Source organism: Mucilaginibacter sp. P4_C11 (assembly GCF_056402115.1).
The window spans coordinates 141,120-168,045 of sequence record NZ_JBFUIA010000010.1; the positions used below are offsets into that span (position 1 = coordinate 141,120).

A 26,926-nucleotide genomic window follows, 5' to 3' on the forward strand; every position below is an offset into this window, starting at 1 on the left:
TTTAACTTTGCCTGCACCTATGAAAAATAATTGGCTACCCGGTATTGTTGTTTTGGTGTTGCTGTGTTGTGCCTTCGGGAAACAGCCATCGTTGCGCCTTTTCGAAATAAAAGGTTACGCCCAGGGTACTACCTATAGTATTGTTTATTATGCGCCTGATAGCCTGGTCAGTCAGCAGCAAACGGACAGCTTGTTACAACGTTTTGATAAATCGGTATCGCTTTATCTGCCTCAATCGCTAATCTGCAGGTTTAACCGCTCGCAAAAAGGCATCCGCGTTGATGATGTTTTCCGTGTTCTTGTAAGCCGCGCCTTGCAGATAAGCCACGCTACCGGCGGGCTGGTTGATCCAACTGTAAAGCCGCTGGTTGACGCCTGGGGCTTTGGTGTTTTTAAATCCGACCATGAGCCCGGCAAGGAAGAAGTAAAAAATTTGCTGCGCCAGGTGGGTGCAAATAAAATAAGGCTGGAGGGGGATTTTTTATATAAGACGGTGCCCGGCGTACAGCTGGATTTGAATGGAATAGCCCAGGGGTATTCGGTCGATCTGCTGGCCGATTTGCTGGAGTGGCATCATATCCACGACTATTTGATTGAACTGGGTGGCGAACTGCGGATTAAAGGCCATAAACCCGGTAACGAGCCATTTAGGGTTGGTATTGAGGGGATCAGCGGCGATGATTTGGATCCTGCGCCCATGCGACAGGTGATTGAGCCGGGCGACGGCGCTATCACCACTTCGGGTAACTATCGTAAGCACCATGAGGCCGGGGGCAAACAGGTATCGCACCTGATGGACCCGCTTACGGGTTATCCTGTTCAAAACGAAATGATCAGTGTGACCGTGTACGCCAGGGACGCCATCACCGCCGATGGGTATGATAATGGTTTTATGGCCATGGGTTTGCAGCGCAGCCTGGCTTTTTTAGCAAAACGGAAAGATATGGGCGCTTATATGGTTTACCGGCGACCCGATGGTCGTATTGCAGATACTGTAAGTACTTTTTTTAAGGGATATCAACACAAAACTGAATAGATGGAAAGAAGAACGTTCCTGAAAAATACCGGCCTGCTGAGCGGCGGGCTGTTGATTGGCAATAAACTGAGCGCCCTGCAACCCGCCGGGGAGCCCATTAAAATAGCAGTAATAGGTTGTGGAGATCGCGGTACCGGCATTATGAACATCCTTAACGGGATGCCTGAGCAATTCCGGATAACTGCTTTGTGCGATGTGCTCGATTTTAGATTGACAGCTGCACAAAAGCTGGTTAAAACCGGTACGGTAAAAACTTATATCGACTATAAAAAACTGTTGGATGATAAAGAGGTAGATGCGGTTATTGTAGCCGTACCGCTATACCTGCATTACCCGGTAGCGGCAGATGTGATTCGTTCCGGCAGGCATTTATACCTGGAAAAAACGATGACCTATACAATTGACCAGGCGCTGGATCTGGTGACACTGATGCATGGCCGTAATGAACAAGTTTTGCAGGTGGGTCACCAGTACCGTTATTCTCCTTTATATTACCGGGTGAAGGAAATGATTCATAAAGGCTACCTGGGCAAGGTGACCCAGGTTGACTGCCGATGGGACCGTAATGGCAACTGGCGGCGCCCGGTACCCAACCCGGCGCTGGAGCGGGCCATCAACTGGCGGATGTACCGGGAATATTCAGGCGGGCTGGTAGCCGAATTGCTTTCTCACCAGATAGATTTTATCAACTGGGCCTTTGATACCCATCCGCAAGAGTTTTTCGCAACAGGAGGGATCGATGTTTTTAAAGATGGCCGGGAAACCTATGACAACGTACAGCTTATGCTGCGCTACCCGGACCCGGGCCTGATAGGCAATTTCGGGGCTATGTGCGGCAATGCGCATGATGGATATCTTTTTAAGATTAAAGGTACACTGGGCACCGTATCCCTGCTCACAGACCAGGGAATGTTTTACCCGGAAAAAAAGCTCCTGAGCGAAAAGGGAACGGTTGACGGTGTGACAGGTGCAACGCGCATCGTCTGGAACAAAGAAGGAGGGACGCCCATTTTACCGGAAGCCACAAAAGACGGAACCTGGTATGCCTTTAACGATTTTTATCAGAAAATTAAGCGAAGAGAGTTACCCGACAGTAATGTATTCACCGGTGCGCGTACCGCCATCAGCGTGCACCTGGCCAACCAGGCATTGTACAGTCAGAAGGTTTGTAGCTGGGATAGTAATTACAAAATTGGATGAGCATGAAAAAGCAATTGCTTATGTTTTTGCTGCTGGGAGCAATCAGCACTGCTAACGCGCAAAGCCGGATGGATACCATCAGGCTGGCCGACCCAACTGTATTTTATGACAACCACACGTATTACCTCTACGGTACAGGCAGCCCGGATGGCTTTGGGGTTTATACATCAAAGAACCTTGAAAATTGGAAGCGAGCGGATAAACCAGCTTTATTAAAGGGCGATAGTTATGGTTCAAAAAGCTTCTGGGCTCCGCAAGTATTTAGGTATCGCGGCAAATATTATATGGCTTACGCCGCCGATGAGCACATTGCCATTGCGGTGAGCGACAGCCCTCTCGGGCCTTTTATCCAGCGTGTGCATCAACCAATCACGGAGCCGGGGAAGCAGATCGACCCGTTTATTTTTAAAGATGCCGATGGAAAGTTGTACCTCTATCATGTCCGGTTAGATAGGAGTAACCGTATCTATGTGGCACGGTTGAAGGATGACTTGAGTGATATTGACAGTTCGACGCTGATGGAATGTATTCATGCTGACCAGGGGTGGGAAAATACTGCAGCTGCCAACTGGCCGGTTGCAGAAGGACCGACGGTAACTAAAATTAATAACCTGTATTACCTGTTTTATTCTGCTAACGATTTTAGAAACATTGATTACGCGGTGGGTTATGCCACATCTGCCAGCCCAACCGGACCATGGACTAAATATGCGGGGAACCCGGTACTGAGCAGGAAAAACACCGGGCGGAACGGCAGCGGGCACGGCGACTTGTTTACCACAAAAGATGGGGAACTGTTTTATGTTTTTCATACCCACAGTTCAGAAAACAGCGTTGGTCAGCGAAAAACAGCAGTTGTCAAGCTATCCCTTTCCGGTCAAAACCCGGCTGTTATTTCTGTAGTGCCTGGTACTTTCCATTACCTGCAAATTAAACATTGACTTTGGGACAGGTCCCAGGATATTTTTTTTATTGGCTTAAAAGGGTAGCAAGTTTTATAAACACTATGCTATAAATCTTTCGTTTAAAAATAAAATGCTCCGTAATTTGGAGGCTTCTTGATAGCTGAGAAGGGCGTTTTTTTTTTACATGGTAAATGTTTTATGATTGAAGAAAAGCATGCGATTCAAATTTTCAGATCAGCTGTATCCGCGGTACAGCCCGGGCAGTTGTTACGGCAACAATTATCTGTAAGCAAGGATTCATTGAGTATCGGAGGCGTGGTCTTCCCCAAAAACTCCATCTCTCATATTTATGTGGTAGGGGCAGGGAAAGCTGCGGTTGCGATGGCCGTGGAAACCGAAATGATTTTGGGTGAGTACATTAGCGAGGGGCTGGTTACAACTAAATATGGTCATGCCTTGCCCACTTCTAACATAAGAATTATTGAAGCGGCACACCCCGTGCCGGATGAAAATTGTGTTAATGCTGTTACTCAAACCATAAAACTGCTTAAAAAAGCAACAAAAGATGACATAGTGATTTGCCTGTTAAGCGGTGGTGCATCGGCCTTATGGTGCGATTTGCCGCCGGGAGCAACATTGAAGGAAGTACAAACAACGTTTGACCAGTTAATAAAATCAGGGGCCGCTATTCATGAAATCAATACGGTTCGTAAACATTTGTCTTACTTTAAAGGTGGCCAACTTGTTAGAGTTTGTGGCGGAGCCGCGGTTTTTTCGTTCATTATAAGCGATGTGCCGGGAGATGACCTGGAGGTAATTGCCAGCGGGCCCACTGTTCCCGATGCCTCCACTTTTGAGGATGCAAAGGCTATCCTTGAAAAGTATAAGCTATTATCCCTATTACCGCAAAGCATCACACAACATATTGAGGATGGCATTAAAGGAATAATTAAGGATACACCTAAACCAGGAGATCCTCTTTTTCTCAATACAGTCAACCGGATTATCGGGAATAATAAAATGGCCGTGCTGGAAGCAGCCTACATGGCAAAAAAATTAGGGTATCATGTACAGGTAGTGGATCATTTGATAACCGGAGATGCAGAGATAGAAGCAAAAACGCTGGTGGAATTTGCCCGTCAATATAAAGGGCCGAAACCGGTTTGTATATTACAAGGCGGCGAAACAACCGTCAAAGTAACGGGCACAGGAAAAGGTGGCCGCAATCAGCATTTTACATTGGCTGCGTTAAATGAGCTGAATAAGCTGCATCAACAAAATATTTCTGATGAAATTACCATTTTAAGCGGAGGTACCGATGGAACAGATGGGCCAACTGATGCAACAGGAGCGGTTGTTGACAATGATACTTTAATCCGGGTTTTGCACGACGGATTGTCGATAGAAGACTACTTAATGAAACATGATGCGTACCACTTCTTTGAACAAACCAATAGCTTAATCATAACCGGGCCAACACAAACCAATGTAATGGATATTATGATAGCCATTGTAAAATAAAGTATGATGATAAATACGTACTATCTGCTTTTTCTTCTGATTGCCAGCATTGGTTTTATTATATGGTTTACAGCGTATAAAAAAGTAAATGCCTTTTTTACGCTATTAGTAGCCGCCTTAGGGGTTGGTTTATTCAGCGGCTTACCGCTGATAGAAATAGTAACTGCGCTTAAAACCGGTTTTGGGCATACCATGGAAAAAATAGGGTTGCTTATTATCTTGGGTACCACTTTGGGGATAATACTGGAGAAAACCGGCGCAACCATGAGCATGGCGAATTATATTTTACGGGTAGTTAAAGAGGAAAATGCACCAATCGCCATTACACTTACCGGTATTATAATCGGCTTCCCCATTTTTTGTGATAGTGCTTTTATCATTTTGAGCGGTTTAAACCATTCGCTTGTAAAAAAAGCTCACAACAGGATGCCGGTTATGGCTGCTGCTTTGGCAACGTCGCTGTACGCGGTGCACTGCCTGGTGCCGCCGCATCCGGGTATTACGGCAGCAGTAGGTACAGCAGGTGGCGATTTGGGCAAAGTGATGCTCTGGGGTATTTTAGTTGCTATACCAGCCGCATTCGTTGGGTATATCTGGAGTGTGTGGCGCGGGAGCAAAGTTGAATATGAATACATCGAGCCCGAAGTTATTCCCGTTGAGACAAAACAGCTGCCGCCCGTATCATTTTCTTTCCTGCCTGTGCTTTTACCAATTGTCTTAATCGCTTGTAAATCGGTAATGCCAATTTTTATTGCACCTGCGTTGATGGTTCAAAACGGTTACCTGCAAATGATTTCGTTTGTGGGCGAACCGGTTATGGCGCTGGCTATTGGAATTGTTGCCTCTTTTAAACTTGTTCAAAAACCATTTAAGAAAGATTTGAATCATTGGCTTACAGAGGGGGTAGACAAGGCGGGCATGATTCTGGCTATTATTGCGGCCGGCGGTATGTTCGGCGAAATGTTGCAGGCTACCGGGATGGGAAAAAACCTGGGCGGCATGTTGAGCGGACTGTCCTTAGGTATTTTCTTTCCATTCCTGATTGCTGCCATTTTAAAAACAGCCCAGGGATCGTCAACAGTTGCTGTTATTACCGCATCTTCGCTGGTTACACCGTTACTTTCAAATTTAGGTTTATCGTCGCCAATGGGGCTTACACTAACTATATTGAGCATGGGGGCAGGAAGCATGGTGATAAGTCATGCCAACGACGCCTATTTCTGGGTAATCAGCCGTTTTTCTAACCTGGACACTGCTTCCACATTGAAGGTATACAGCGTGGCTACTTTACTTATGGGGCTCACGGTACAACTTTTAATTTGGGTACTCTTTAGCATGTTTAAATAGAAGTTTGAGAAAGAACCGCGTTTGCCGTTTATTGATGCAATGAGCAAAAATACGCAAACCATCGACACCATGGCTTGAATATTTGCCAACCCATTGGTGTCGATGGAAAATCTAATCACTTCAATTCCTTCAAAATTAAGCTTTTGTCTTGTAAGTTGATTTGATTCAGCAGTGTTTTAAAGCGATCTCCTTTAATAACTTACCTTTGATGCATAGCAAATCTTATGTATAAAACTTAGTTTTTCTACAACCTTTGGCGGAATTACAAAAGGGTACAAATCCTTGTTGCCCATGCTGCGGTTCATGCTGTTCATGGCAAAGGTTAATGGTAGCCATAAATTAAGCAAGGTTTCAAAACTTTGTTGCTGATAGGGGCTCACATTGATGATAGCCTTTAAGTTGCTTTTTTTATCGGCAAGGCGGGGAGATACCGTCATCCCGAAGGAATCGGCGGTTTCAAGCGTATCCATAATGTGCAGGTAATGTGCCCAGGTTTCGGCCCAGTCTTCCCATGGGTGCGAACTTGCGTACGTACTAATGAAGTTTAAGTTCCAATCAGCGGGTGGGCCCTGGCTGTAATTCCGTTCAAGTGCCTGGGCGTAATCCTGGCGTTCATCGCCAAATAATTGGCGGTATTCGTCAATAAATGCACTGTTATCTATTAGCCTGTCCCAGTAGTAATGCCCCACTTCGTGCCTGAAATGGCCCAATAAAGTACGATAAGGCTCGTTCATTTGTTTGCGCGATAACTCGCGTTTATCATCATCAGCTTCATCAACATTCAGCGTAATTAGGCCATCTTCATGCCCTGTTAAAACCTGTTGAGCGGCATCGGCCTCTGTAAGGAAATCAAAACTCAGGCCTTTTACTGCATCCTGAATTTTACTTACCAGGGGAAGTTTCATTTGCAGTAAGGTATAAATAAGCCTGTGCTTGGCAAATTCTATCAATCGCCACTGTCTTAAATGATCGGGGTCGGCCAAATTGGGCACAATGTGGTTTAATTCACATGCGCGGCAAAATATATTGGGGCTATCAGCCGGTATCAGCCAGTTGCAAACATCAAACTCATGGTTTTTGCAATATTTAAACAATTGCTTTTTATTGCTCATTAGGCCGCCCAATAACGGCTTTTTATTGCTGTGCAAACGGTAAACAGCATTGTTATCCTGAACAAGCGTGGCCAGGTTCAGATCGCCGGCAATAAAACCCAGAGGACTTTTGCAACATTCGCATATACTGTTTTCAAAATATAATAGCTGACTACAGTTGGTACATTTAAACAATTTCATAATCTGTATTAAGGCTGTTCAATGTTGAATAGCTTGTGAGTTAACAGATTATAGGGCGGTGGGTTTTTAATATTTAAACAAAAAACCCGATCAAATTGATCGGGCTTTAACTGCTGTGCGGAAGAAGGGACTCGAACCCCCACGCCTCGCGGCGCCAGATCCTAAGTCTGGTGCGGCTACCAATTACGCCACTTCCGCATTAGGATTTTTAACAGGTCGCAAAGATAGTGTTTTAAGCTAAATTATAAAACATAATTTCAGTTTTTTGTTTATCTGCCTCATTACTTTGTTGTTAAATTAATATCACCAATAAAAAAAGCGGCAGGTACCCCAATTTAGTTTCTTTTGATGACTTACCGGCGCGAACAATTTCCGCGCTAACTTGTAATACAACTATAAAAAAAACTAAACTATGCCACGCACAGTAAGCTATCAAATTAATAAAGACAACGGAAATCAAGTAAACATTATCATTGAACCGGTACAAACCCAATCATCAAACAACAGTCTTGATTTTACGGGCGTTTATGCCTTGTATAAAGGCGACAGCCATGGCGTGGCCCACTTACTGGAGCTGCAGGAGATAGCGCCCGAAATAGGGGACAGCCTTCCGCTGGTAGAAGATGTACTTAACCCGGCTTTTTTAGGGAGGCTGACCTACGATAACAACAAATTAAAGTGGGATTATACCGGCGGGCCCCTTTCGGCAAATGAACAGGCGCAGGTGGTAGCGTTTATACAAAGCACAAAATAATCTATAAATTCGCTGCGTAATAAATATAACAACTATTGTACTCGCGCGATCAGGCATCACAAATTAAACAGGCATTCTGGACGGTTTTTGGCCAGTATATTGCGCCGCAACCATCGGCCGATGGTTTACGCATTAACTGGGTTAATTATAAAACCGGCATCAAGCACCTGCATTTTAAAATGCAGGCCGATAAAAGGTCGGCATTTATAGGTATCGAAATTTCGAACCCCGATTTGGGCATACAAGAACTGGTTTTTGATCAGTTTAAAGAACTTAAATTAGTATTTGACGCCAGCATAGGCGAGGAATGGGACTGGCTGCTGCACACTACCGACGATAATAACAAAACGGTAAGCCGCATCATCAAAACGCTGCCCAACGTAAGCGTATTTAATCAAAACGACTGGCCCGCCCTAATCTCCTTTTTTAAGCCCAGGATCATCGCCTTAGATGATTTCTGGAGCACCGCAAGTTATAGCTTCGATTTGTTTAAGTAGGTGGTAGGGCAGATTTCAGATTTCAAATGTGCAGATTTCAAATTTCAGATGAGGGGATGATATTAAATGACGGATTAAATTCTGTTAATTCTTAAATTCTGAAAATTCTGACTCTGACAATCTTTCATCTGCACATCTGGAATTTGAAATCTGCACATCCGTAGCCCATCTGCATATCCGAAGCCCATCCGAAGCCCACTTTCTACAATTCGTATCAATTAATCGTCTATTTGACGCTTTTTTTTAAAAGCGGTTATTAATTGAAAAGAAAACCAAATATTTACCGTTGGTACTTATCAATCTATATAATAACACTACTAAAACACATGAAGAGGTTTCCATTAACCGTTTGTATTTCAATTTTGGGGCTGTTTGCCCGGGCGCAGGATGTTAAGGCACCGGCTTATCCGCTTATTACGCACAATCCGTACTTCAGCATCTGGTCGTCTACTGATGATTTAAATGAATCAACAACTCACCACTGGACAGGAAAAGATCAATCACTATTGGGCCTGATAAAGGTGGATGGCGAGGTTTACCGTTTTATGGGTAAAGAGCCGGTACACTACAAAACCCTGGTAGCCGGCGGCGATGAAAAACCTTACGAAGTAAAGTATACCGAAACGAAACCGTCAGATAACTGGGCCGATGAAAAATTTGACGATGCTGCATGGAAAACGGGTACAGCCCCTTTTAGCGACGACCCCAAACAAGGTAAAACAGTATGGACAAGCCGAGATATTTGGGTGCGCCGCGTGTTTACCTTCCATAAAGCAGACATTAATAAACTGTTCCTGAAACTTCACCATGATGATGAAGCCGAAGTATACCTTAACGGCGAAAAAATAAACGTAAGCAGCGGCGCCAATGGCGATTTGCAAATGATGGCGCTTAAGAATGATGTAGCCGGTAAACTGAAAGAGGGCGAAAACATATTGGCTTTACATTGCACCAATACCGGTGGCGGTGCTGCCCTTGATGCCGGCTTTGCTGATGAACTAAAACCTACACAACATGCCGATATTCAGGTAGCTAAACAAACCCATGTTGAGGTTACGGCAACCCAAACCATGTACGCATTTAAATGCGGCAAAATTGATTTGCAAGTAACGTTTACATCACCTTTGTTAATGAATAACCTTGATTTGATGGCACGGCCAATATCGTACATTACTTACAGTGTACAATCAAATAACGGCCAGGCACATAACGTACAAGTTTATTTAGGCGCATCTGCGGATATTGCCCGTAACAAACCATCACAGCCGGTTACAACTCAAAAGTATGAAACAAGCACTTTGACGGTGTTAAAAGCAGGAACTGTTGAGCAGCCCATTTTACAAAAACGCGGCGACGATTTACGGATAGACTGGGGATACATGTATGTTGCAGCGCCAAAATCGGCTGCTGCCACACAGTACATCAGCACAGGTGACGAAGCCGTGACTTCGTTTTTTAAAAACGATGGTAAATCAACCGTTAAAGAAGGTACAGACGTGGTACTGAATACGGTGGTACCTTTTGGTAAAGTGGGTAAAACAGCGGTTGAACATTTTGTTGAATTGGGCTACGATGATATTACGCCCGTTCAGTACTTTCATGTAAACTTAAAACCATACTGGCAAAACGCGCAAATCAAAACTATTGATCAGTTACTGGCCAAAGCAGCTACCGATTACCCCGTGATTACTAAAAACTGCGCGGCTTTTAACGCACTGATGTATCACGATGCTTTAAAAGCAGGTGGCGATAAATATGCTAAACTGTGTGTGTTGGCTTATCGCCAGGCAATAAGCGCTCATATATTGGTAAAAAGCCCGCAGGGCGAAATCTTATTTTTATCGAAAGAGAATTTCAGCAACGGATCTATTAACACAGTTGACGTAACTTATCCATCGGCGCCATTATTCCTCATCTACAATCCAAAACTGATGGAAGGCATGCTGAATGGGATTTTCTATTTCAGCGAAACCGGGAAGTTTCCGCATGATTTTGCGGCGCATGACTTAGGTACTTATCCGCTGGCAAACGGTCAAACTTATGGCGAAGGCATGCCGGTTGAAGAGTCGGGCAATATGCTGGCGCTTACAGCGGCTATTGTTAAAGCAAATGGCAATAACCCAGCCTATGCTAAAAAGCATTGGAAAACTTTAACCGCATGGACTAACTACCTGGTTCGTGAAGGCGGCGATCCGGCCAACCAGTTGTGTACCGATGATTTTGCGGGTCACCTGGCACGCAATGCAAACTTATCTGCCAAAGCCATAGTAGGAGTAGGCTGTTATGCTCATCTTGCCGATTTAATGGGCGATAAAGCCACGGGTGCCAAATACAGGGCTATAGCCAAAGAAATGGTTGTCAAATGGATGAAACTTGCCGATGCCGGTGATCATTACTCGCTGGTTTTTGAAAAGCCGGAAACCTGGAGCCAGAAATATAATATTGTATGGGATAAAATCCTGGGCTTAAACCTGTTCCCGCAATCGGTTTATGACCGCGAGGTTAAATTTTATCTTACCAAACAAAACGAATTTGGTTTACCACTGGATAGCCGTAAAACTTATACCAAAAGCGATTGGATCATATGGACAGCCACCCTGGCCAAAAGTAACGACGATTTTAAAACCCTTGTTGCCCCTGTTTACAAATACGCTATGGAAACCCCAACCCGCGTACCGCTAAGCGATTGGCACGAAACTACTGATGGTAAACAGGTAGGTTTTCAGGCACGCAGCGTTGTAGGCGGATACTTTATCAAAGAGCTACAGGAAAAGTGGAAACCAACGGTGAAATAGAGTTAAGAGCCAAGAATCAAGAATCAAGACCAAAACCATTTTTGCATGTCATTGTGGACGTTAAGCCCGCAATGACATGTTTACTTGCATTTGCTACAATAAAATCCTGTCTTGACTCTTGATTCTTGACTCTTTTTCCTACTTTTAAAGTATCAATGGAAACCAAGAATAACAAGAAAACCATCCGGGCCTGGGCATTTTTTGATTGGGCCAACTCTGCCTATAACCTGGTCATCACCTCAACAATTTTTCCGGCGTATTATGTGGCTATAACCGCCAATCCGGCTAACGGAAACAGGGTCACCTTTTTTGGCAAAAGTTTTATAAACACGGCATTATCAGATTATGCTTTGGCAACGGCCTACATGATCATGGTTTTATTATTACCCATATTGTCGTCGATAGCCGATTACAAGGGTAATAAAAAGCTTTTTATGCAATTTTTTACAGCTCTAGGTTCGTTGTCGTGCTGTTATTTGTTTTATTTTAAACCTCATGAGCCTATTGAAGCAAGTATTATTGCATTTGCCCTTGCGGCAATTGGTTATAGCGGAGGCTTTGTGTTTTACAATTCATATCTGCCCGAAATTGCAACCGTTGATATGCAGGATAAAGTAAGTGCAAAGGGTTTTACTTATGGCTATATCGGTAGTGTATTGCTTCAGATAGTTTGTTTTGTATTTGTGAAAAAGCCAGAATGGTTTGGGATTACCGATGGTAGTTTTGCGCCCCGCTTATCGTTTTTGCTGGTTGGTTTATGGTGGATGGGCTTTGCTATTATACCGTTTGTGGTGTTACCCAAAGGAAGCCCCAATGCGGTGCCACATAATCATAATATAATCAAAGGCGGCTTTATTGAGTTAGGCAACGTTTGGAAAAAAGTAAAAGAGATGCCGTTACTCAAAAGGTTTTTGCCGGCATTTTTCTTTTACTCGATGGGGGTACAAACAATTATGCTGGTGGCAACAGGCTTTGCGGCCAAGGAATTAAAAATGGATACATCAGCTTTAATTACCATTATCCTCATTATCCAGCTTGTTGCCATTGCCGGCGCAACGCTAATGTCAAGGTTATCTGGTAAATATGGCAACGTCAGGGTTTTGATTGGTACGGTTATCATTTGGATAATGGTTTGTATTGCCGCTTATTACACCAAAACCCATAGCCAGTTTTATATTATTGCAGTAATTGTTGGTTTGGTAATGGGGGGCATTCAATCCATGTCGCGGTCAACGTATTCCAAATATCTGCCCGAAAATATTCCAGATACCGCATCTTTCTTTAGCTTTTATGATGTTACTGAGAAGTTGGCTATAGTTGGTGGTTTATTCAGCTTCGGTTTTTTTGAAGAAATAACGGGCAGTCCGCGCAATTCGGTGTTGGTATTAGCTATATTTTTTATAGTTGGATTGATTTTATTGTTTTCTTTGCTGAAAGCCGAAAAAAGCATTCAAAAAAATGTGGAATTTAGCGCCGAATAATTTGTGCCGATGAAGATAGAGCTGTTTGTACCATGTTTTGTAGATCAATTATTTCCTGATACTGCTTTTAATACTATAAAAGTGCTGGAAAAGGCAGGCTGTAAGGTGAGTTTTAACCCTAACCAAACCTGCTGCGGACAACCTGCCTTTAACGCCGGTTTTTGGGACGATGCCAAAGCGGTGGGCAGTAAGTTCCTGAATGATTTTTCGGAAGATAGCGTCATCGTTACGCCATCGGCTTCGTGTACAGGCATGGTAAAAAATTACTATAACGATTTATTTACCAATACGGCCCTGCACAATAAATGCCGGGCCATACAAGGTAATATTTATGAGCTGTCGGATTTCCTGGTAAACATCCTCCAGTTTGATTACTTCGGCGCGGAGCTGGATGGTAAAGCCGTATACCACGATAGTTGTGCCGCGTTGCGTGAGTGCAAGATCAGGACAGAGCCAAGGCAGTTACTCTCCAAAGTGTTAGGCCTGGAGCTGCTCGAACTAAAAGATAACGAAACCTGTTGTGGCTTCGGCGGCACATTTGCCGTTAAGTTTGAAGCTATATCTACAGCTATGGCGCAACAAAAAGTAGATAATGCTTTAGCGGCCGGTGCAGAATATATCATCTCGACAGATGCTTCATGCCTGATGCAGCTGCAAACCTACATCGATAAAAACAGCTTACCTATCCGTACAATTCACCTGGCCGATGTGCTGGCGTTGGGGTGGGGGAATGTGTAAACTTATGTTAACAGTGATTTAAGGTAAGTTTGCTTGTCGGATTTTGCAATAGAATCCGTGATTCTGAAAGACATTACAACCCAGTCGGAAACTGTCAATGTATAATGAGCCGCCGTATGTCCGGGCGCTCGTATAATGCTGCGAGCGGGCAACAATGGTGGTAATCCCTTTCTTATTTCCCGATACTAAAAAAATACCTTGATGGTAAAATAGTATTATTGAAAATGCAAACGATTTTCATACCTTAGTAAAGCCAATTAATAGTGTAACTTAAACACCAAACTAATGCTAAGTAAGATCTTCTGTTCCGCAGCGTTTTTGTTGTGCCTTGCCTTTTTCAATCAAAAAGTTCAGGCTCAGGGGCTCGGCATATTCGATAATCAAACCGATGTAGGTACCATTAAACATCCCGGCGGCGCGCAATATGATGTTAAAACCCAGCAATATCAGCTTAGCGGATCGGGCCAAAACATCTGGGCCTCGCATGATGATTTTCATTTTGTATGGAAACGCGTGAAAGGCGATTTTATACTGCGCACCAATGCTGCCTTTATTGGCAAAGGTGTTGAGCTGCACCGTAAGGTAGGCCTTATGGTACGTAGCACGCTGGATAGTAATTCAAAGCACATTAATGCGGTTGTTCATGGCGATGGCCTTACCTCGTTGCAGTATCGCAAAACGGTTAGCGGCATTACCGAGGAGAAAAAAGCAAGTATCACTGCGGCAGATGTTATCCAGTTAGAGCGTAAGGGCCATACATACACCATGTCGGTAGCCCGTAAAGGCGACTTATTTGTCACCGAAGAAGTAGGCGATCTTGACCTGGGCGACGATATTTATGTAGGCATTTTCATTTGCTCGCACAATGCAGATGTTACCGAAAAAGCCACTTTTAGTAATGTGCGGATTGTAGTTCCGGCGCCGGCAACATTGGTGCCTTACAAACAATACCTTGGCAGCAGTATAGAGCTGCTGGATTTGGATACGCAAAATAGCACCATCATTTACCAGTCGCCGCGCTCATTGCAGGCACCCAACTGGATGAAGGATGGCAAATCGTTAATCTACAACAGTGAAGGCTCGCTTTATAAATATGATCTTAAAACCAATACGCCAATTGCATTAAATACTGCGCCGGCAAAAAACAACAATAATGATCACGTACTTTCATTTGATGGCAGGCAATTGGTGATAAGCAGTGGCGATGGCGGCCCTTCTATAGGGTATACCGTACCTGTAACAGGAGGCCAGGCAAAACGGATTACTGCTACCGGCGTTGGCGCAAGCTATATGCATGGCTGGTCGCCCGATGGTAAGTATATCGTGTTTTGCGGCGAAAGAAACAAAGAGTACGATGTGTACCGCATCCCGTCGGCCGGCGGCCCCGAAGAACGGTTGACTAATACCCCCGGTTTGGATGATGGCCCCGAGTATACCCCGGATGGAAAATACATCTACTTTAATTCGGTACGCAGCGGGCTGATGCAGGTTTGGCGTATGAAAGCCGACGGCAGCGAACAAACGCAAATTACCAATGACGATTACAACAATTGGTTTCCGCATATTTCGCCCGATGGCAAGTGGATTGTGTATATAACTTTCCTTAAAAACGAGGTAGCCCCCGGTGATCATCCCTTTTATAAGCATGTATTTTTAAGGGTAATGCCGGCAGCTGGTGGTCCGTCAAAAGTTGTAGCATACTTATACGGCGGGCAAGGTACTATCAACACCCCATCATGGGCGCCGGATAGCAAACATCTTGCTTTTGTAAGCAATTCAGATTTATTGTTCCCCGTATTCCCGATAGGTAAATAAGAAGAATCAAGAGTTAAGATTCAAGAAATTATAAATTATTAATTTGAACCCGGAGATTAGAATATAGAAAGAGATTTCAATTTAGACCGAATTACTTCTATCTTGACTCTTGATTCTTGTCTCTTGATTCTAACCCAAAAACTATGACTACACGCAGATCATTTTTAAAAACAGGCGCCCTGGCAGTTGCCGGCGCTACCCTTTTACCCGAAAGTTTATTTGCCGCACCCAAAAAACTCGAAAGGGTAGGTGTGCAGCTTTACAGTGTACGTGACGCTATGAAGCTTGACCCCAAGGGGACGTTGAAGAAGATTGCAGATGCGGGATATCATCATGTAGAGCATGCTAATTACATCGACCGAAAGTTTTATGGCTTCCCGGCAAAGGAGTTTAAAAAGATATTGGAAGATTTAACGCTAAAAATGCCAAGCGGCCATACCGTAATGACAGCGCAACACTGGGACGAATCAAAAAAAGATTTTACCGATGCCTGGAAATATACAGTAGAAGATGCAGCCACGATGGGACAAAAATTTGTAATAAGTCCATGGCTTGATGAAAAAGTGCGTACGGATATGGATGCCCTGAAACGCGCCATGGAGCAGTTTAACAAATGCGGTGAGCTGTGCCAAAAATCGTCGATGAAATTTGGTTATCATAACCATAATTTCGAGATCAGCACCAAAGTTGGTGATATTACCCTGTATGATTATATCATTCAAAATACCGATGCCGCCCTGGTTGCGCAACAAATAGATATCGGCAATATGTTAACTACGGGCGGGCACGCTCTTGATTTTATTAATAAATATCCCGGCAGGTTTGAGTCGATGCACGTTAAAGATGAAATAAAGGTAGCCCCACATGGCGGCGACGATACCGAGAGCTGTATTTTAGGCCAGGGTATTATGCCGGTAAAAGAGATTGTAAAGGCTGGCAGCAAAAAAGGTGGCACTTCGCTTTTTATTATCGAGCAGGAGGCCTATCAGGGCAAAGATCCGGTAGAGAGTGTAAAAATTGATTTACAAATCATGAAAAAATGGGGTTATTGATAGTATAAGGGTAACTTACCACCACCAACGGATTTAATTTTTGAGGCGGCTAATTTTAGATGCTAAAATTATTAAGTTTGACAACCGTTTATAAATAAATACACAGATGAGTTTTGATTGCCCGCCATACTTAAGGTGAATAAATTGAGACTGCTAAAACAATTTACTTAACATGCACAGGCGTACTGTAATAAAAAATTTGGCTTTGGTAATAGGCGGCGCTGTACTGCTTCCTGCATGCCACCGAACGGAAGGAAAGGCCTCTTTAACGCTTAAAAATGTTGAAATCAGCGCCGATCAGGAAAAGCTGGTGGGCGGCATTGCTGAAACTATTATACCAAAAACAACAACACCTGGTGCAAGGGATCTGAATCTGCATTTATTCGTATTCAAGATGCTGGATGATTGCTACAAAAAAGAAGATCAGCAGGCATTCGTGACTGGTATGGGGCAGTTTACGGATGCTGTCAAAAATAAATATGATAAACCTTTTTCGGATTTAAGCCAAAAACAGCGCGAAGACGTGTTATTGAGCATCGAAAATGATAAGGACGAGAAAAGTACGGCAAATTCAAAAGAGCTCAAATCATTTTACGGGATCATAAAAAGGCAAACTGTAAATGGTTATGTAACGTCTAAATATTTCATGACCAAACAAGTAGTGTATGAACTTGTACCGGGTCGTTATAATGCCCGTTTTCCATACAAACAAAAGCAATCAGCATAAATAATGGCTAATTTAAATATAGATAACGTTAAAGACAGAACATTTGATGCAATAGTGATTGGCTCGGGGATGAGTGGTGGCTGGGCTGCTAAAGAACTTACAGACAAGGGCCTTAAAACGCTGATACTGGAACGGGGCCGCGATGTAAAGCATATTAAAGATTACCCCACTACCAATATGTACCCCTGGGAGTTTGAGCACCGCGGCGAACTGCCGGTGGCCATAAAAGAAGCCAACCCTATAGTAAACCGCTGTTATGCTTTTGGCGAAGATGCCGCTCACTTTTTTGTAAAGGATAACGATCACCCTTATGTACAGGAGAAACCGTTTGATTGGATCCGTGGTTACCAGGTAGGCGGTAAATCGCTGCTTTGGGCCCGCCAAACACAGCGCTGGAGCGAATTTGATTTTGAGGGCCCGGCCCGTGATGGTTTTGCTGTTGATTGGCCCATCCGGTATAAGGATATTGCCCCATGGTATAGTTACGTTGAAAAATTTGCAGGTATTTCTGGTAACATGGATGGCCTTGCAGAATTGCCCGATGGCGAGTTTTTGCCTGCTTTCCCCTTAAATGCGGTTGAAACTTACTTTAGCAAGCATGTGAAAAGTAAATACAGTAACCGGCATGTAATAAGTGCACGTTGCGCGCATTTATCTAAACCAAACCCAATTCACTTAGATCAGGGCCGTGTGCAATGCCAGGAACGCATTTTGTGCCAGCGTGGCTGCCCGTTTGGCGGTTACTTTAGCGCAAATGCTTCTACTATTCCATGGGCATTAAAATCAGGTCATGCTACTTTACGTCCATTTTCTGTTGTACAGGAGATTATTTACGACGAGAAAAAAGGTAAGGCAAGTGGCGTTCGCATAATCGATACCAATACAAAAGAAGCGATTGAATATTTTGCAGATATCATTTTTGTAAATGCAGCGGCTTTAAATACCAACCTGGTATTATTAAATTCAACTTCGCATCGGTTCCCTAACGGCTTGGGTAATGATAGTGGGGTATTGGGCAAATACGTTGCCTTCCACAATTATTCGGCACACATTGGGGCCGAGTATGATGGCGAAAAGGAATGGACGACCGATGGCCGTAACCCGGCCGGTGGTGGTTATATTCCACGTTTCCGTAACGTTTATAAGCAGGAAACTAATTTTTTACGCGGGTATGCTTCTGGCTTCAGCGCGTACCGTTACCAGCAGCGCCCATGGGACGGTGTTGGTAACGGCCTGAAGGATAACCTGGTTAAGGATAACCTGAGCAGCTGGAAAGTAGGATCGCATATGATGGGCGAAACCATACCCAAAGAGAGCAACTATGTAACCCTTGATAAAACGTTAAAAGACCAATGGGGGATACCGCAACTGAAAATATCGGTTGACTATGATGATAACGACGAGAAGATGAAGAAAGACTATGTAGAGCAGTTGACAGAAATGTTTACCTCTGCGGGTTTTACCAATATAAAAGCCAGTACCGATAACCGCGCGCCAGGACTTGATATTCACGAAATGGGCGGCGCCAGGATGGGTAACGACCCCAAAACATCGGTGCTTAATAAATGGAACCAAATGCATGCGGTAAAAAACGTATTTGTAACCGATGGAGCCTGCATGACCTCAACCTCATGTCAAAATCCATCGCTTACCTACATGGCCTTTACCGCACGGGCAGCTGATTATGCGGTGAATGAAATGAAAAAGGGGAACATATAAGAAGCCTCACCTAAGTCCTCTCCAAAGGAGAGGACTTTTGATTATCTAGGTAAGTGTTTTGATGATCTTTATTTAGGCGTTTCAGAACCCTCTCCTTTGGAGAGGGCAGGGTGAGGCCTCAATGTGTAAAAAAAACACAATGAAAATTTATTTGTAAAATAATTTTTATTCATACATTTAAACGGAATAACCAAGTAATAAACAAAATTTAACAACCTAATATAATTGTATGTCTGCAAATACTTATGACGCTATTGTCATCGGCTCGGGGATATCTGGTGGGTGGGCTGCCAAAGAACTGACACAAAAGGGTTTAAAAACCATTATGCTTGAACGCGGGCGCGATATCAAACATATAAAAGATTATGTGAACGCTACTAAAGACCCATGGGAGTTTACCCACCGTGGTGGCCGTACACAAAAAATGATTGACGATTACCCTGTTTTAAAACGCGATTATCCACTAAACGAGGTTAACCTTGATTATTGGGCCAGCGATAAAGACAGCCCTTACACAGAAACCAAAAGATTCGACTGGTTTCGTGGCTATCATGTAGGCGGCCGTTCATTAATGTGGGGTAGGCAATCGTACCGCTGGGCCGATGTTGATTTTGAAGCCAACTTGAAAGATGGTATTGCTGTTGACTGGCCTATCCGTTATAAAGATATAGCGCCATGGTATAGCTATGCCGAGCAATTTGCAGGTATATCTGGTAACAAAGATGGCCTTGCAATTCTTCCGGATGGCGATTTTATGCCGCCAATGGAGCTGAATGTGGTTGAAAAAGATGTTGCTAAAAGATTAAAAGATCATTATAAAGAGGCCCGGGATATGATCATTGGCCGTACCGCCAATATCACTGTACCGCATAATGCCCGTACTAATTGCCAGTACCGTAACAAATGCTGGTTGGGTTGCCCGTTTGGTGCCTACTTTAGCACACAATCGGCTACGTTACCGGCCGCTATGGCTACAGGTAATTTAACTGTAAGGCCATGGTCTATTGTTACAAAAATTCTGTACGATAAGGATAGCAAAAAAGCCAAAGGTGTTGAAGTACTGGATGCCGAAACCAACCAAACCTATGAGTATTTTGCAAAAATTGTTTTTGTAAATGCATCAACAATTAACTCAGCCTGGATTTTGATGAATTCGGCAACTGACGTTTGGGATGGCGGTTTGGGCAGCAGCAGCGGCGAACTTGGCCACAACCTGATGGATCATCACTTAGGTGTTGGTGCATCTGGCAGATATGAAGGTTTTGAAGATAAATATTACTTTGGCCGCCGTGCAAACGGATTTTATATTCCTCGCTTTGCAAACCTTGGCGGCGATAAACGCGATTTTATTCGCGGTTTTGGTTACCAGGGCAGCGCGAGCCGCGAAGGTTGGAGCAGGGATATTGCAGAAATGAACATTGGCAGCGCTTATAAAAATGCTATTACCGAACCAGGTACATGGCAGGTAGGTATGGGAGGCTTTGGCGAAACGCTTCCATATCATGAAAATAAAGTAACCCTTGATAAAACCAAAAAAGATAAATGGGGCCTCAATGTGGTTGCTATTGATGCCGAACTGAAAGATAACGAGAAAAAGATGCGTATTGCCATGGAAGCCGAAGGCAAGGCAATGTTGGAAGCCGCAGGTGTTAAAGACGTGCAAACTCATAGCACAAACCCATTCCTGGGCCGTGGTATTCACGAAATGGGTACCGCACGTATGGGCCGCGATCCTAAAACATCCGTACTTAACCAGTGGAACCAGGTTTGGGATGCAAAAAACGTATTTGTTACCGATGGTTCTTGTATGACATCTGCCGCATGCCAAAATCCATCGCTTACTTACATGGCGCTGACAGCCCGTGCAGCCAACTACGCAGTTGAAGCATTAAAGAAAAACGAGATCTAACAAAAACATCATAATACAATACCTATGTCTGAAGAAAAAGAGAAAGTTACTCCCAATCCATCGAGGCGGGATTTTATTAAATCTACTACCGTAGCTGCCGCAAGCTTCATGATCGTTCCGCGCTTTGTATTGGGCGGAAAGGGTTATATAGCGCCAAGCGACAAGCTTTTGATAGCCGGCGTTGGTGCGGGCGGTAAAGGCCAAAGCGACATTGCCAATTTTTACAAAAGCGGAAAAGCCGAGATTGCTTTCCTTTGCGATGTAGATGACAGGCGTGCGGCAAGATCACGCGCCGATTTCCCTAAAGCCAAGTATTATAAAGACTGGCGCGAGATGTATGATAAGGAGCACAAACACTTTGATGCTGTATCAATATCCACCCCGGATCATAATCATGCCATTATAACTTATAAGGCCATGCAAATGGGTAAACACGTTTACGTGCAAAAGCCAATGACACATGATATTTGGGAAGCCCGTTTACTAACCGAAGCTGCAAAAAAATATAAAGTTGTAACCCAGATGGGTAACCAGGGATCATCAAATGATGGCACCCGTTTATTATCTGAATGGTATGATGCCGATTTGATTGGCGATGTACATACCGTTTACTGCTGGACAAACCGCCCCGTATGGCCGCAAGGTATTCAATGGCCGGCAGCCAATCCTAATATCCCAAAAGAATTGGATTGGGATCTGTGGCTGGGTACTGCGCCTAAAAAAGATTACGTTGATAAATTGGTGCCGTTTAACTGGCGCGGATGGTGGGATTACGGCACAGGCGCCCTGGGCGATATGGGCTGCCACCTTGTTGAGGCTCCTTTCAGGGTATTGGGTATCCAGTATGCAAAAGATGTACAGGCCAGTGTTGGCAGTGTGTATGTAGATGAGTTTAAAGAAGGCCATTTCCCTGAAAGCTGCCCTCCGTCAAGCCACATTACGTTAACATTCCCTAAAACTGATAAAACTAAGGGCGATGTTAAACTGCACTGGATGGACGGTGGTATACAACCCGAAAGACCTGAAGAGTTATTGCCAAGCGAAAAATTTGGCGGCGAAGAAGGTAACGGAACACTATTCATAGGTACAAAAGGAAAAATGTACGCAAGTACCTATTCCGACGCGCCAACGCTGTTGCCGACCGCGCTTACCAAGGATGCAAAAGCACCTCAGAAATGGGCACGTGTACAGGGTGGGGCAAATGGTCACTACGCACAATGGGTAGAGGGATGTTTGGCCGGTTATGGTAAAACAGAGTTAAGTTCATCTTTTGATAAGGCAGGTCCGCTTACCGAGGCTTTGTTAATGGCAAACCTTGCAGTACGTGGTCATGAATTACAAGGTGGCCGTGTAAAACTGGTTTGGGATAACGAGGCTATGAAGGTTACAAACTTTGACCCGGTTAACCAATACATTAAGCGCAATTACCGCGAAGGTTTTGAGCTGAAAGCTTAGTTTAATTATTGAATTATTGATTTATTGAATTACTGATTGAAGGAAGCGTTACTTTGATCAATTAATAATCAAAATTCATAAATTCAATCGGTAATTTAAAAACTCAATAATTCAATAAATCAATAATTCAATAAATCATAAAAAATGAATAGAAGAGACGCAATTGGCAGGGTGGGCTTGTTACTTGGAGGAGCGGTTATAGGAGCCGAGTTTTTCATTTCGGGCTGTAAATCGTCTACATCCGCATCGGGCGTAGCCGACCTGTCTAAACCAGAAATTATTGCCTTCCTTGATGAGGTTGGTGAAACCATTTTACCGGCTACAACTTCTCCCGGCGCTAAAGCAGCCGAAATAGGTAAGTTTATGGGCGTAATGGTAACCGATTGCTATACAGCAGATGATCAGAAAATATTTTTAAAAGGTATTTCTGATATTGACAGTGCAAGCGATAAAAAGTTTGGTAAAAAATTCATGGAAGCAGATGCCAAACAACGCACAGAATTGCTTACCGAACTTGATGCCGAGCAAAAATCCTACACTAAAACTAAAAAACCTGAAGACCCTAACCATTATTTCAGGATGATGAAGGAATTAACCTTGTTAGGTTTCTTTACTTCAAAACCTGGTGCAACCGAGGCTTTGCGTTACATAGCTGTACCAGGCAAATACGATGGTAATTTCCCATACAAAAAAGGCGATAAAGCCTGGGCTACCTAAGGGGTTGGTTTGTAGTTGATTGGGTTGATTAGGTGAGTGGTTGATTGAGTTGAATAAGACGACGGTTGATTGAGTTAATGGGTTTTAATCCTATCAACCTGGCTAACATAATCTAACTCAATCAATACAATCCAACCTAATCAACCCAATCAACCACTCACTTAATGATAATTGGTTTGTGGTTGATTAAGTTGGACTGAGTTGATTAGGTTGGATTGATTGAGTTAAGTAAATGGTTTACTAAGTTGGAAATATATGAACAGCAATGTTTTGAAAAATCAACTCAATTAACCAAATTTACCCCATTCAATCGATTGTATTCTAATTTAATTAATCAACTCAAACTACCTTAATCAACTGAATCCAACTCAACAAAACATAAACAATGAAACTAAGATTAGGAATGATTGGCGGCGGGCAAGGTGCGTTTATTGGCGCCGTGCACAGGATTGCCGCCCGCATTGATGGCGAATACGAGCTTGTTTGCGGTGCATTTAGCAGCAATGCCGAAAAATCAAAAGCAAGCGGCGTTTTGCTGGGTTTGCCCGAAGACCGTGTTTACAGTTCATATACAGAACTTATTGAAAAAGAAAAACAACTGCCTGAAGACCAACGTGTTCAGGTAATTAGCATAGTTACGCCCAACCATGTACACTTTGATCCATCTAAAGCTGCATTGGAAAATGGCTTCCATGTTGTGTTAGATAAGCCAATGACATTTTCATTGGCCGAGGCTAAAGAACTGGAAAAAGTAGTGAAATCAAGCGGCAAGTTATTTTGCTTAACACATACTTACACCGGCTATCCTATGGTAAAGGAAGCCAGGCAACTGATAAAAGCCGGTAAACTGGGCACAATCCGAAAAATTTATGTTGAGTATCCGCAAGGGTGGCTAAGCAGCTTTTTAGAAGGGGACGACAACAAACAAGCTTCATGGCGTACCGATCCTGGTAAAAGCGGGATAGCCGGTGCCATGGGTGATATTGGTACTCATGCTTTTAACCTTGCTGAATACGTAACCGGGCTGCAGGTAACAAAAATATGTGCCGATATTAACGTTGTTGTACCGGGCCGCAAGCTTGACGATGACGGAGCAGCACTATTAAAATTTGATAACGGCGCAAGCGGTGTGCTTACGGCTACCCAGATTGCTGCCGGTGAAGAAAATAACGTAAAGATTAGGGTTTACGGCGAAAAAGGCGGCCTTGAATGGCACCAGAGCGATGCTAACTCATTAACCCTGATGTATACCGATAAACCGATGGAAGTATGGCGCACAGGAGGTGGGTACACCAGCTCGTTTGCGCAACATAACACCCGCACACCGGCCGGCCACCCGGAAGGTTACCTGGAAGCTTTTGCCAATTTGTACCGCAATTTTGCTTTAACGGTGAAAGCAGGTTTGGAGGGCAGGGAAGCGACTCCTGAAGAGCTGGATTATCCCGGTATTGATGAAGGTGTACGCGGTATGGCATTCATCGAAAATGTGATTGCTTCGGGCAAATCAGATAAAAAGTGGACTGAGTTTACGATCTAACAAAAAACTATGAAAACCATTAAAGGACCTGCAATATTTATAGCTCAATTTATAGGCGACAATGCCCCTTTTAACAGCCTTGATTCTATTTGCCAATGGGCAGCCGGGCTTGGCTACAAAGGCGTACAACTGCCAACGCTGGATGCCCGTTTCATTGACCTGCAAAAGGCTGCCGAAAGCAAAACTTATGCCGAGGAAGTAAAAGGTGTAGTAAACAGCCACGGATTGGAGATTACTGAATTATCAACCCACCTGCAAGGGCAGCTGGTAGCGGTAAACCCCGTTTATGACGAACTGTTTGATGGGTTTGCTCCCGAGCAATACCGTAAAAATCCTGCTGAAAGGCAAAAATGGGCCGTACAGCAACTTAAATATGCTGCGCAGGCTTCAAAAAATTTAGGTTTGCAGGCATCTGTTACTTTCAGCGGTGCGCTGCTTTGGCCTATGGTATACCCGTGGCCGCAACGCCCTGCCGGTATTGTAGAAACCGCTTTTGAAGAATTAGCAAAACGCTGGACACCTATTCTTGATGTTTACGAGGATAATGGCATCGATTTATGTTACGAAGTACATCCGGGCGAAGACCTGCATGATGGTATTACGTTCGAGATGTTTTTAGATAAGGTAAAAGGACACAAACGAGCCAATTTATTGTATGATCCATCACATTTTGTTTTACAATGCCTGGATTATTTAGAATATATCGACCTGTATCACGAACGTATAAAAATGTTTCACGTCAAGGATGCCGAGTTTAACCCTACGGGTAGACAAGGCGTGTATGGAGGTTACCAAAACTGGGTAGATCGTGCAGGCCGTTTCCGCTCGTTGGGCGATGGCCAGGTTGATTTTAAAGCGATATTTAGTAAGCTGACGCAATACGATTTCCCCGGATGGGCCGTGCTGGAATGGGAATGCGCGCTTAAACATCCCGAAGACGGTGCCCGTGAAGGTGCAGAGTTCATCAAAAATCATATCATTCGAGTAACCGAACGCGCGTTTGATGATTTTGCTGCATCAGGCACCGACGATGCGCTGAACAGGAAGACGTTGGGAATATAAAAATCAGTACATTTGAAATAGCCAATTAACCAATTAATTAAACTTAATATATTTAAATGCAAACCATTAACCGCACACAACTATTCAGGGCCAGTTGCTTATCCCTGTTGGTAACATCACTATCATTCGGTATCCGTGCCGGTATCCTTGGCGAACTCGGAACAAAATTCGCGCTCAATGCCTCGCAATTAGGAACTATAACAGCCACTGCATTCTGGGGCTTTCCTCTTGCTGTAGTTATTGGAGGTATTGTGGTAGATATCATTGGTATGAAACGTTTGCTGTTACTGGCATTTATATTTCACCTTGCCGGTATTTTACTTACCATTTTTGCCACTGGTTACTGGACACTATTTTTCTCTACATTAGTTATTGGTATTGCCAATGGCACTGTTGAGGCTGCCTGTAATCCTTTGGTAACCTCGTTATATACCGAAAACAAAACAACTAAGCTCAGCCACTTTCACTTATGGTTTCCAGGTGGTATCGTAATAGGTACATTAATAGTTACGCTGTTTAAGCTTATCGGCCTCAATTGGCAGGTGCAGGTAGGTGTAATGCTTATACCTACAGCTATTTACGGATACTTGTTTTCAAAACTCGATTTCCCGGTAACAGAACGGGTTGCATCAGGTGTTTCAACAGCCGGTATGTACAAAGCTGTGGCATCGCCGCTGTTTATTTTTATGTTTATCTGCATGTTTGGTACAGCAATAACCGAGTTGTTTACAGGGCAATGGATTGATGTATTATTGAAAAACGTAACCGACAATGCATTGCTTTTGCTGACTTTAGAAACAGGTGTAATGGTATTGGGTCGGGCTTTTGCTAAGCCGGTGCTAAAGTTATTCTCGCCCCAGGTAGTAATCCTGATGTCGACAATAGTAGCATCAATCGGTCTTTTTATGTTGAGCACTATGACGGGGGATATCATATTCCTGGCGGCAATTATATTTGGTATGGGAGTTTGTTTCTTTTGGCCAACAATGCTGGGTTTTGTTTCAGAAAACATTCCAAAATCAGGTGCGCTTGGTTTAAATCTTATGGGTGGGGCCGGAATGTTCGCGGTTTCTATCTGGACTATAATCATGGGTAAATACTATGATAATATCGTAGCTTCAAAAATGGCCGCATTGCCCGCCGGTACCGATCCTGCAAAGGCGCTGGAAACTGCAAAAAGCCTTGCCGGGCCCGATGTGTTACATTTTACGCTTGCCATACCCCTGGTTTTAATTGTAGCCTTTACCGGTTTGGTGTTTTATATGCGTACAAAGAAAAAAACAGCTCCTTTAAGCCAGGTAACTGTTTAACAAACCATATTTTTTAGGATAAAAATTGTATTTTTCGGCACAATTAATAAATAAAAT

21 protein-coding genes and 1 tRNA gene are annotated in these 26,926 nt (G+C 43.7%); 20 read left to right on the forward strand and 2 right to left on the reverse strand.

Features of this window, described 5'->3' with window-relative positions; translation table 11 throughout:
- The first annotated feature begins 19 nt into the window (after positions 1-19).
- The 5 genes from AC1DU2_RS11495 to AC1DU2_RS11515 all read left to right on the forward strand — a co-directional run bounded on the left by AC1DU2_RS11495 (position 20) and on the right by AC1DU2_RS11515 (position 6,009).
- Positions 20-1,036 (forward strand): FAD:protein FMN transferase, encoded by a 1,017-nt coding sequence (locus tag AC1DU2_RS11495; protein WP_477384495.1) that lies wholly within the window; start codon positions 20-22, stop codon positions 1,034-1,036.
- Positions 1,037-2,236 (forward strand): Gfo/Idh/MocA family protein, encoded by a 1,200-nt coding sequence (locus AC1DU2_RS11500; RefSeq protein ID WP_477384497.1) that lies wholly within the window; start codon positions 1,037-1,039, stop codon positions 2,234-2,236. It begins immediately after the preceding gene.
- 2 nt (positions 2,237-2,238) lie between these two features.
- Positions 2,239-3,177, forward strand: coding sequence for a glycoside hydrolase family 43 protein (locus AC1DU2_RS11505; protein WP_477384499.1), 939 nt, complete (start codon positions 2,239-2,241; stop codon positions 3,175-3,177).
- A 162-nt stretch (positions 3,178-3,339) separates the two neighbouring features.
- Positions 3,340-4,662, forward strand: a complete 1,323-nt coding sequence (locus AC1DU2_RS11510; protein ID WP_477384501.1) for a glycerate kinase type-2 family protein — start codon at positions 3,340-3,342, stop codon at positions 4,660-4,662.
- 3 nt (positions 4,663-4,665) lie between these two features.
- Positions 4,666-6,009, forward strand: coding sequence for a GntP family permease (locus tag AC1DU2_RS11515; RefSeq protein ID WP_477384503.1), 1,344 nt, complete (start codon positions 4,666-4,668; stop codon positions 6,007-6,009).
- A 191-nt stretch (positions 6,010-6,200) separates the two neighbouring features.
- Here AC1DU2_RS11515 and AC1DU2_RS11520 read toward each other — a convergent pair whose 3' ends face one another.
- Both AC1DU2_RS11520 and AC1DU2_RS11525 read right to left on the reverse strand, forming a co-directional pair.
- Positions 6,201-7,301 (reverse strand): zinc-binding metallopeptidase family protein, encoded by a 1,101-nt coding sequence (locus tag AC1DU2_RS11520; protein WP_477384505.1) that lies wholly within the window; start codon positions 7,299-7,301, stop codon positions 6,201-6,203.
- Positions 7,302-7,417: 116 nt separating this feature from the next.
- Positions 7,418-7,499 (reverse strand) — tRNA-Leu (locus tag AC1DU2_RS11525).
- 214 nt (positions 7,500-7,713) lie between these two features.
- On the opposite strand from AC1DU2_RS11525, the gene AC1DU2_RS11530 reads away from it, so the two are divergent.
- From AC1DU2_RS11530 to AC1DU2_RS11600, 15 genes are all read left to right on the forward strand, one after another.
- Positions 7,714-8,055, forward strand: coding sequence for a hypothetical protein (locus AC1DU2_RS11530; RefSeq protein WP_477359694.1), 342 nt, complete (start codon positions 7,714-7,716; stop codon positions 8,053-8,055).
- A gap of 35 nt (positions 8,056-8,090) precedes the next feature.
- Complete coding sequence (locus tag AC1DU2_RS11535) at positions 8,091-8,552, forward strand: DUF4268 domain-containing protein (RefSeq protein ID WP_477384507.1); 462 nt, start codon at positions 8,091-8,093, stop codon at positions 8,550-8,552.
- A gap of 326 nt (positions 8,553-8,878) precedes the next feature.
- Positions 8,879-11,347, forward strand: coding sequence for a glutaminase family protein (locus AC1DU2_RS11540; RefSeq protein WP_477384509.1), 2,469 nt, complete (start codon positions 8,879-8,881; stop codon positions 11,345-11,347).
- Positions 11,348-11,502: 155 nt separating this feature from the next.
- Positions 11,503-12,828, forward strand: a complete 1,326-nt coding sequence (locus tag AC1DU2_RS11545) for an MFS transporter (protein ID WP_477384511.1) — start codon at positions 11,503-11,505, stop codon at positions 12,826-12,828.
- 9 nt (positions 12,829-12,837) lie between these two features.
- Positions 12,838-13,566 (forward strand): (Fe-S)-binding protein, encoded by a 729-nt coding sequence (locus AC1DU2_RS11550; RefSeq protein ID WP_090647326.1) that lies wholly within the window; start codon positions 12,838-12,840, stop codon positions 13,564-13,566.
- 285 nt (positions 13,567-13,851) lie between these two features.
- Complete coding sequence (locus AC1DU2_RS11555) at positions 13,852-15,381, forward strand: TolB family protein (RefSeq protein ID WP_477384513.1); 1,530 nt, start codon at positions 13,852-13,854, stop codon at positions 15,379-15,381.
- A 143-nt stretch (positions 15,382-15,524) separates the two neighbouring features.
- On the forward strand, positions 15,525-16,433 hold the full coding sequence (locus tag AC1DU2_RS11560) for a sugar phosphate isomerase/epimerase family protein (protein WP_477384515.1): 909 nt from the start codon (positions 15,525-15,527) through the stop codon (positions 16,431-16,433).
- 172 nt (positions 16,434-16,605) lie between these two features.
- Positions 16,606-17,160: a gluconate 2-dehydrogenase subunit 3 family protein gene (locus AC1DU2_RS11565; RefSeq protein ID WP_477384517.1), complete on the forward strand. Its 555-nt coding sequence runs from the start codon at positions 16,606-16,608 to the stop codon at positions 17,158-17,160.
- A 3-nt stretch (positions 17,161-17,163) separates the two neighbouring features.
- A complete protein-coding gene (locus tag AC1DU2_RS11570; protein ID WP_477384519.1) occupies positions 17,164-18,879 on the forward strand; it encodes a GMC oxidoreductase in 1,716 nt (571 codons plus the stop codon).
- A 229-nt stretch (positions 18,880-19,108) separates the two neighbouring features.
- Positions 19,109-20,788, forward strand: coding sequence for a GMC oxidoreductase (locus AC1DU2_RS11575; RefSeq protein WP_477359670.1), 1,680 nt, complete (start codon positions 19,109-19,111; stop codon positions 20,786-20,788).
- Between the two features lie 24 nt (positions 20,789-20,812).
- Entirely contained in the window at positions 20,813-22,243 is a 1,431-nt protein-coding gene (locus tag AC1DU2_RS11580; RefSeq protein WP_477384521.1) for a Gfo/Idh/MocA family protein, read from the forward strand.
- Positions 22,244-22,387: 144 nt separating this feature from the next.
- A complete protein-coding gene (locus AC1DU2_RS11585; RefSeq protein ID WP_477359664.1) occupies positions 22,388-22,960 on the forward strand; it encodes a gluconate 2-dehydrogenase subunit 3 family protein in 573 nt (190 codons plus the stop codon).
- Between the two features lie 385 nt (positions 22,961-23,345).
- Positions 23,346-24,497 carry a Gfo/Idh/MocA family protein gene (locus AC1DU2_RS11590; protein WP_477384523.1) on the forward strand — a complete coding sequence of 384 codons (1,152 nt, stop codon included), beginning with the start codon at positions 23,346-23,348 and terminating at the stop codon, positions 24,495-24,497.
- Positions 24,498-24,506: 9 nt separating this feature from the next.
- Complete coding sequence (locus tag AC1DU2_RS11595) at positions 24,507-25,559, forward strand: sugar phosphate isomerase/epimerase family protein (protein ID WP_477384526.1); 1,053 nt, start codon at positions 24,507-24,509, stop codon at positions 25,557-25,559.
- A gap of 56 nt (positions 25,560-25,615) precedes the next feature.
- Complete coding sequence (locus AC1DU2_RS11600) at positions 25,616-26,869, forward strand: MFS transporter (protein ID WP_477359655.1); 1,254 nt, start codon at positions 25,616-25,618, stop codon at positions 26,867-26,869.
- Positions 26,870-26,926: the final 57 nt, after the last annotated feature.

Bases quoted from the DNA above. Each gene is read 5' to 3' on its own strand.
- AC1DU2_RS11565 (WP_477384517.1), top strand. From the start codon at position 16,606: ATGCACAGGCGTACTGTAATAAAAAATTTGGCTTTGGTAATAGGCGGC.
- AC1DU2_RS11500 (WP_477384497.1), top strand. From the start codon at position 1,037: ATGGAAAGAAGAACGTTCCTGAAAAATACCGGCCTGCTGAGCGGCGGG.
- AC1DU2_RS11540 (WP_477384509.1), top strand. From the start codon at position 8,879: ATGAAGAGGTTTCCATTAACCGTTTGTATTTCAATTTTGGGGCTGTTT.
- AC1DU2_RS11530 (WP_477359694.1), top strand. From the start codon at position 7,714: ATGCCACGCACAGTAAGCTATCAAATTAATAAAGACAACGGAAATCAA.
- AC1DU2_RS11510 (WP_477384501.1), top strand. From the start codon at position 3,340: ATGATTGAAGAAAAGCATGCGATTCAAATTTTCAGATCAGCTGTATCC.
- AC1DU2_RS11580 (WP_477384521.1), top strand. From the start codon at position 20,813: ATGTCTGAAGAAAAAGAGAAAGTTACTCCCAATCCATCGAGGCGGGAT.
- AC1DU2_RS11505 (WP_477384499.1), top strand. From the start codon at position 2,239: ATGAAAAAGCAATTGCTTATGTTTTTGCTGCTGGGAGCAATCAGCACT.
- AC1DU2_RS11575 (WP_477359670.1), top strand. From the start codon at position 19,109: ATGTCTGCAAATACTTATGACGCTATTGTCATCGGCTCGGGGATATCT.
- AC1DU2_RS11560 (WP_477384515.1), top strand. From the start codon at position 15,525: ATGACTACACGCAGATCATTTTTAAAAACAGGCGCCCTGGCAGTTGCC.
- AC1DU2_RS11550 (WP_090647326.1), top strand. From the start codon at position 12,838: ATGAAGATAGAGCTGTTTGTACCATGTTTTGTAGATCAATTATTTCCT.
- AC1DU2_RS11600 (WP_477359655.1), top strand. From the start codon at position 25,616: ATGCAAACCATTAACCGCACACAACTATTCAGGGCCAGTTGCTTATCC.
- AC1DU2_RS11495 (WP_477384495.1), top strand. From the start codon at position 20: ATGAAAAATAATTGGCTACCCGGTATTGTTGTTTTGGTGTTGCTGTGT.
- AC1DU2_RS11585 (WP_477359664.1), top strand. From the start codon at position 22,388: ATGAATAGAAGAGACGCAATTGGCAGGGTGGGCTTGTTACTTGGAGGA.
- AC1DU2_RS11545 (WP_477384511.1), top strand. From the start codon at position 11,503: ATGGAAACCAAGAATAACAAGAAAACCATCCGGGCCTGGGCATTTTTT.
- AC1DU2_RS11595 (WP_477384526.1), top strand. From the start codon at position 24,507: ATGAAAACCATTAAAGGACCTGCAATATTTATAGCTCAATTTATAGGC.
- AC1DU2_RS11515 (WP_477384503.1), top strand. From the start codon at position 4,666: ATGATGATAAATACGTACTATCTGCTTTTTCTTCTGATTGCCAGCATT.
- AC1DU2_RS11570 (WP_477384519.1), top strand. From the start codon at position 17,164: ATGGCTAATTTAAATATAGATAACGTTAAAGACAGAACATTTGATGCA.
- AC1DU2_RS11590 (WP_477384523.1), top strand. From the start codon at position 23,346: ATGAAACTAAGATTAGGAATGATTGGCGGCGGGCAAGGTGCGTTTATT.
- AC1DU2_RS11555 (WP_477384513.1), top strand. From the start codon at position 13,852: ATGCTAAGTAAGATCTTCTGTTCCGCAGCGTTTTTGTTGTGCCTTGCC.
- AC1DU2_RS11520 (WP_477384505.1), bottom strand. From the start codon at position 7,301: ATGAAATTGTTTAAATGTACCAACTGTAGTCAGCTATTATATTTTGAA.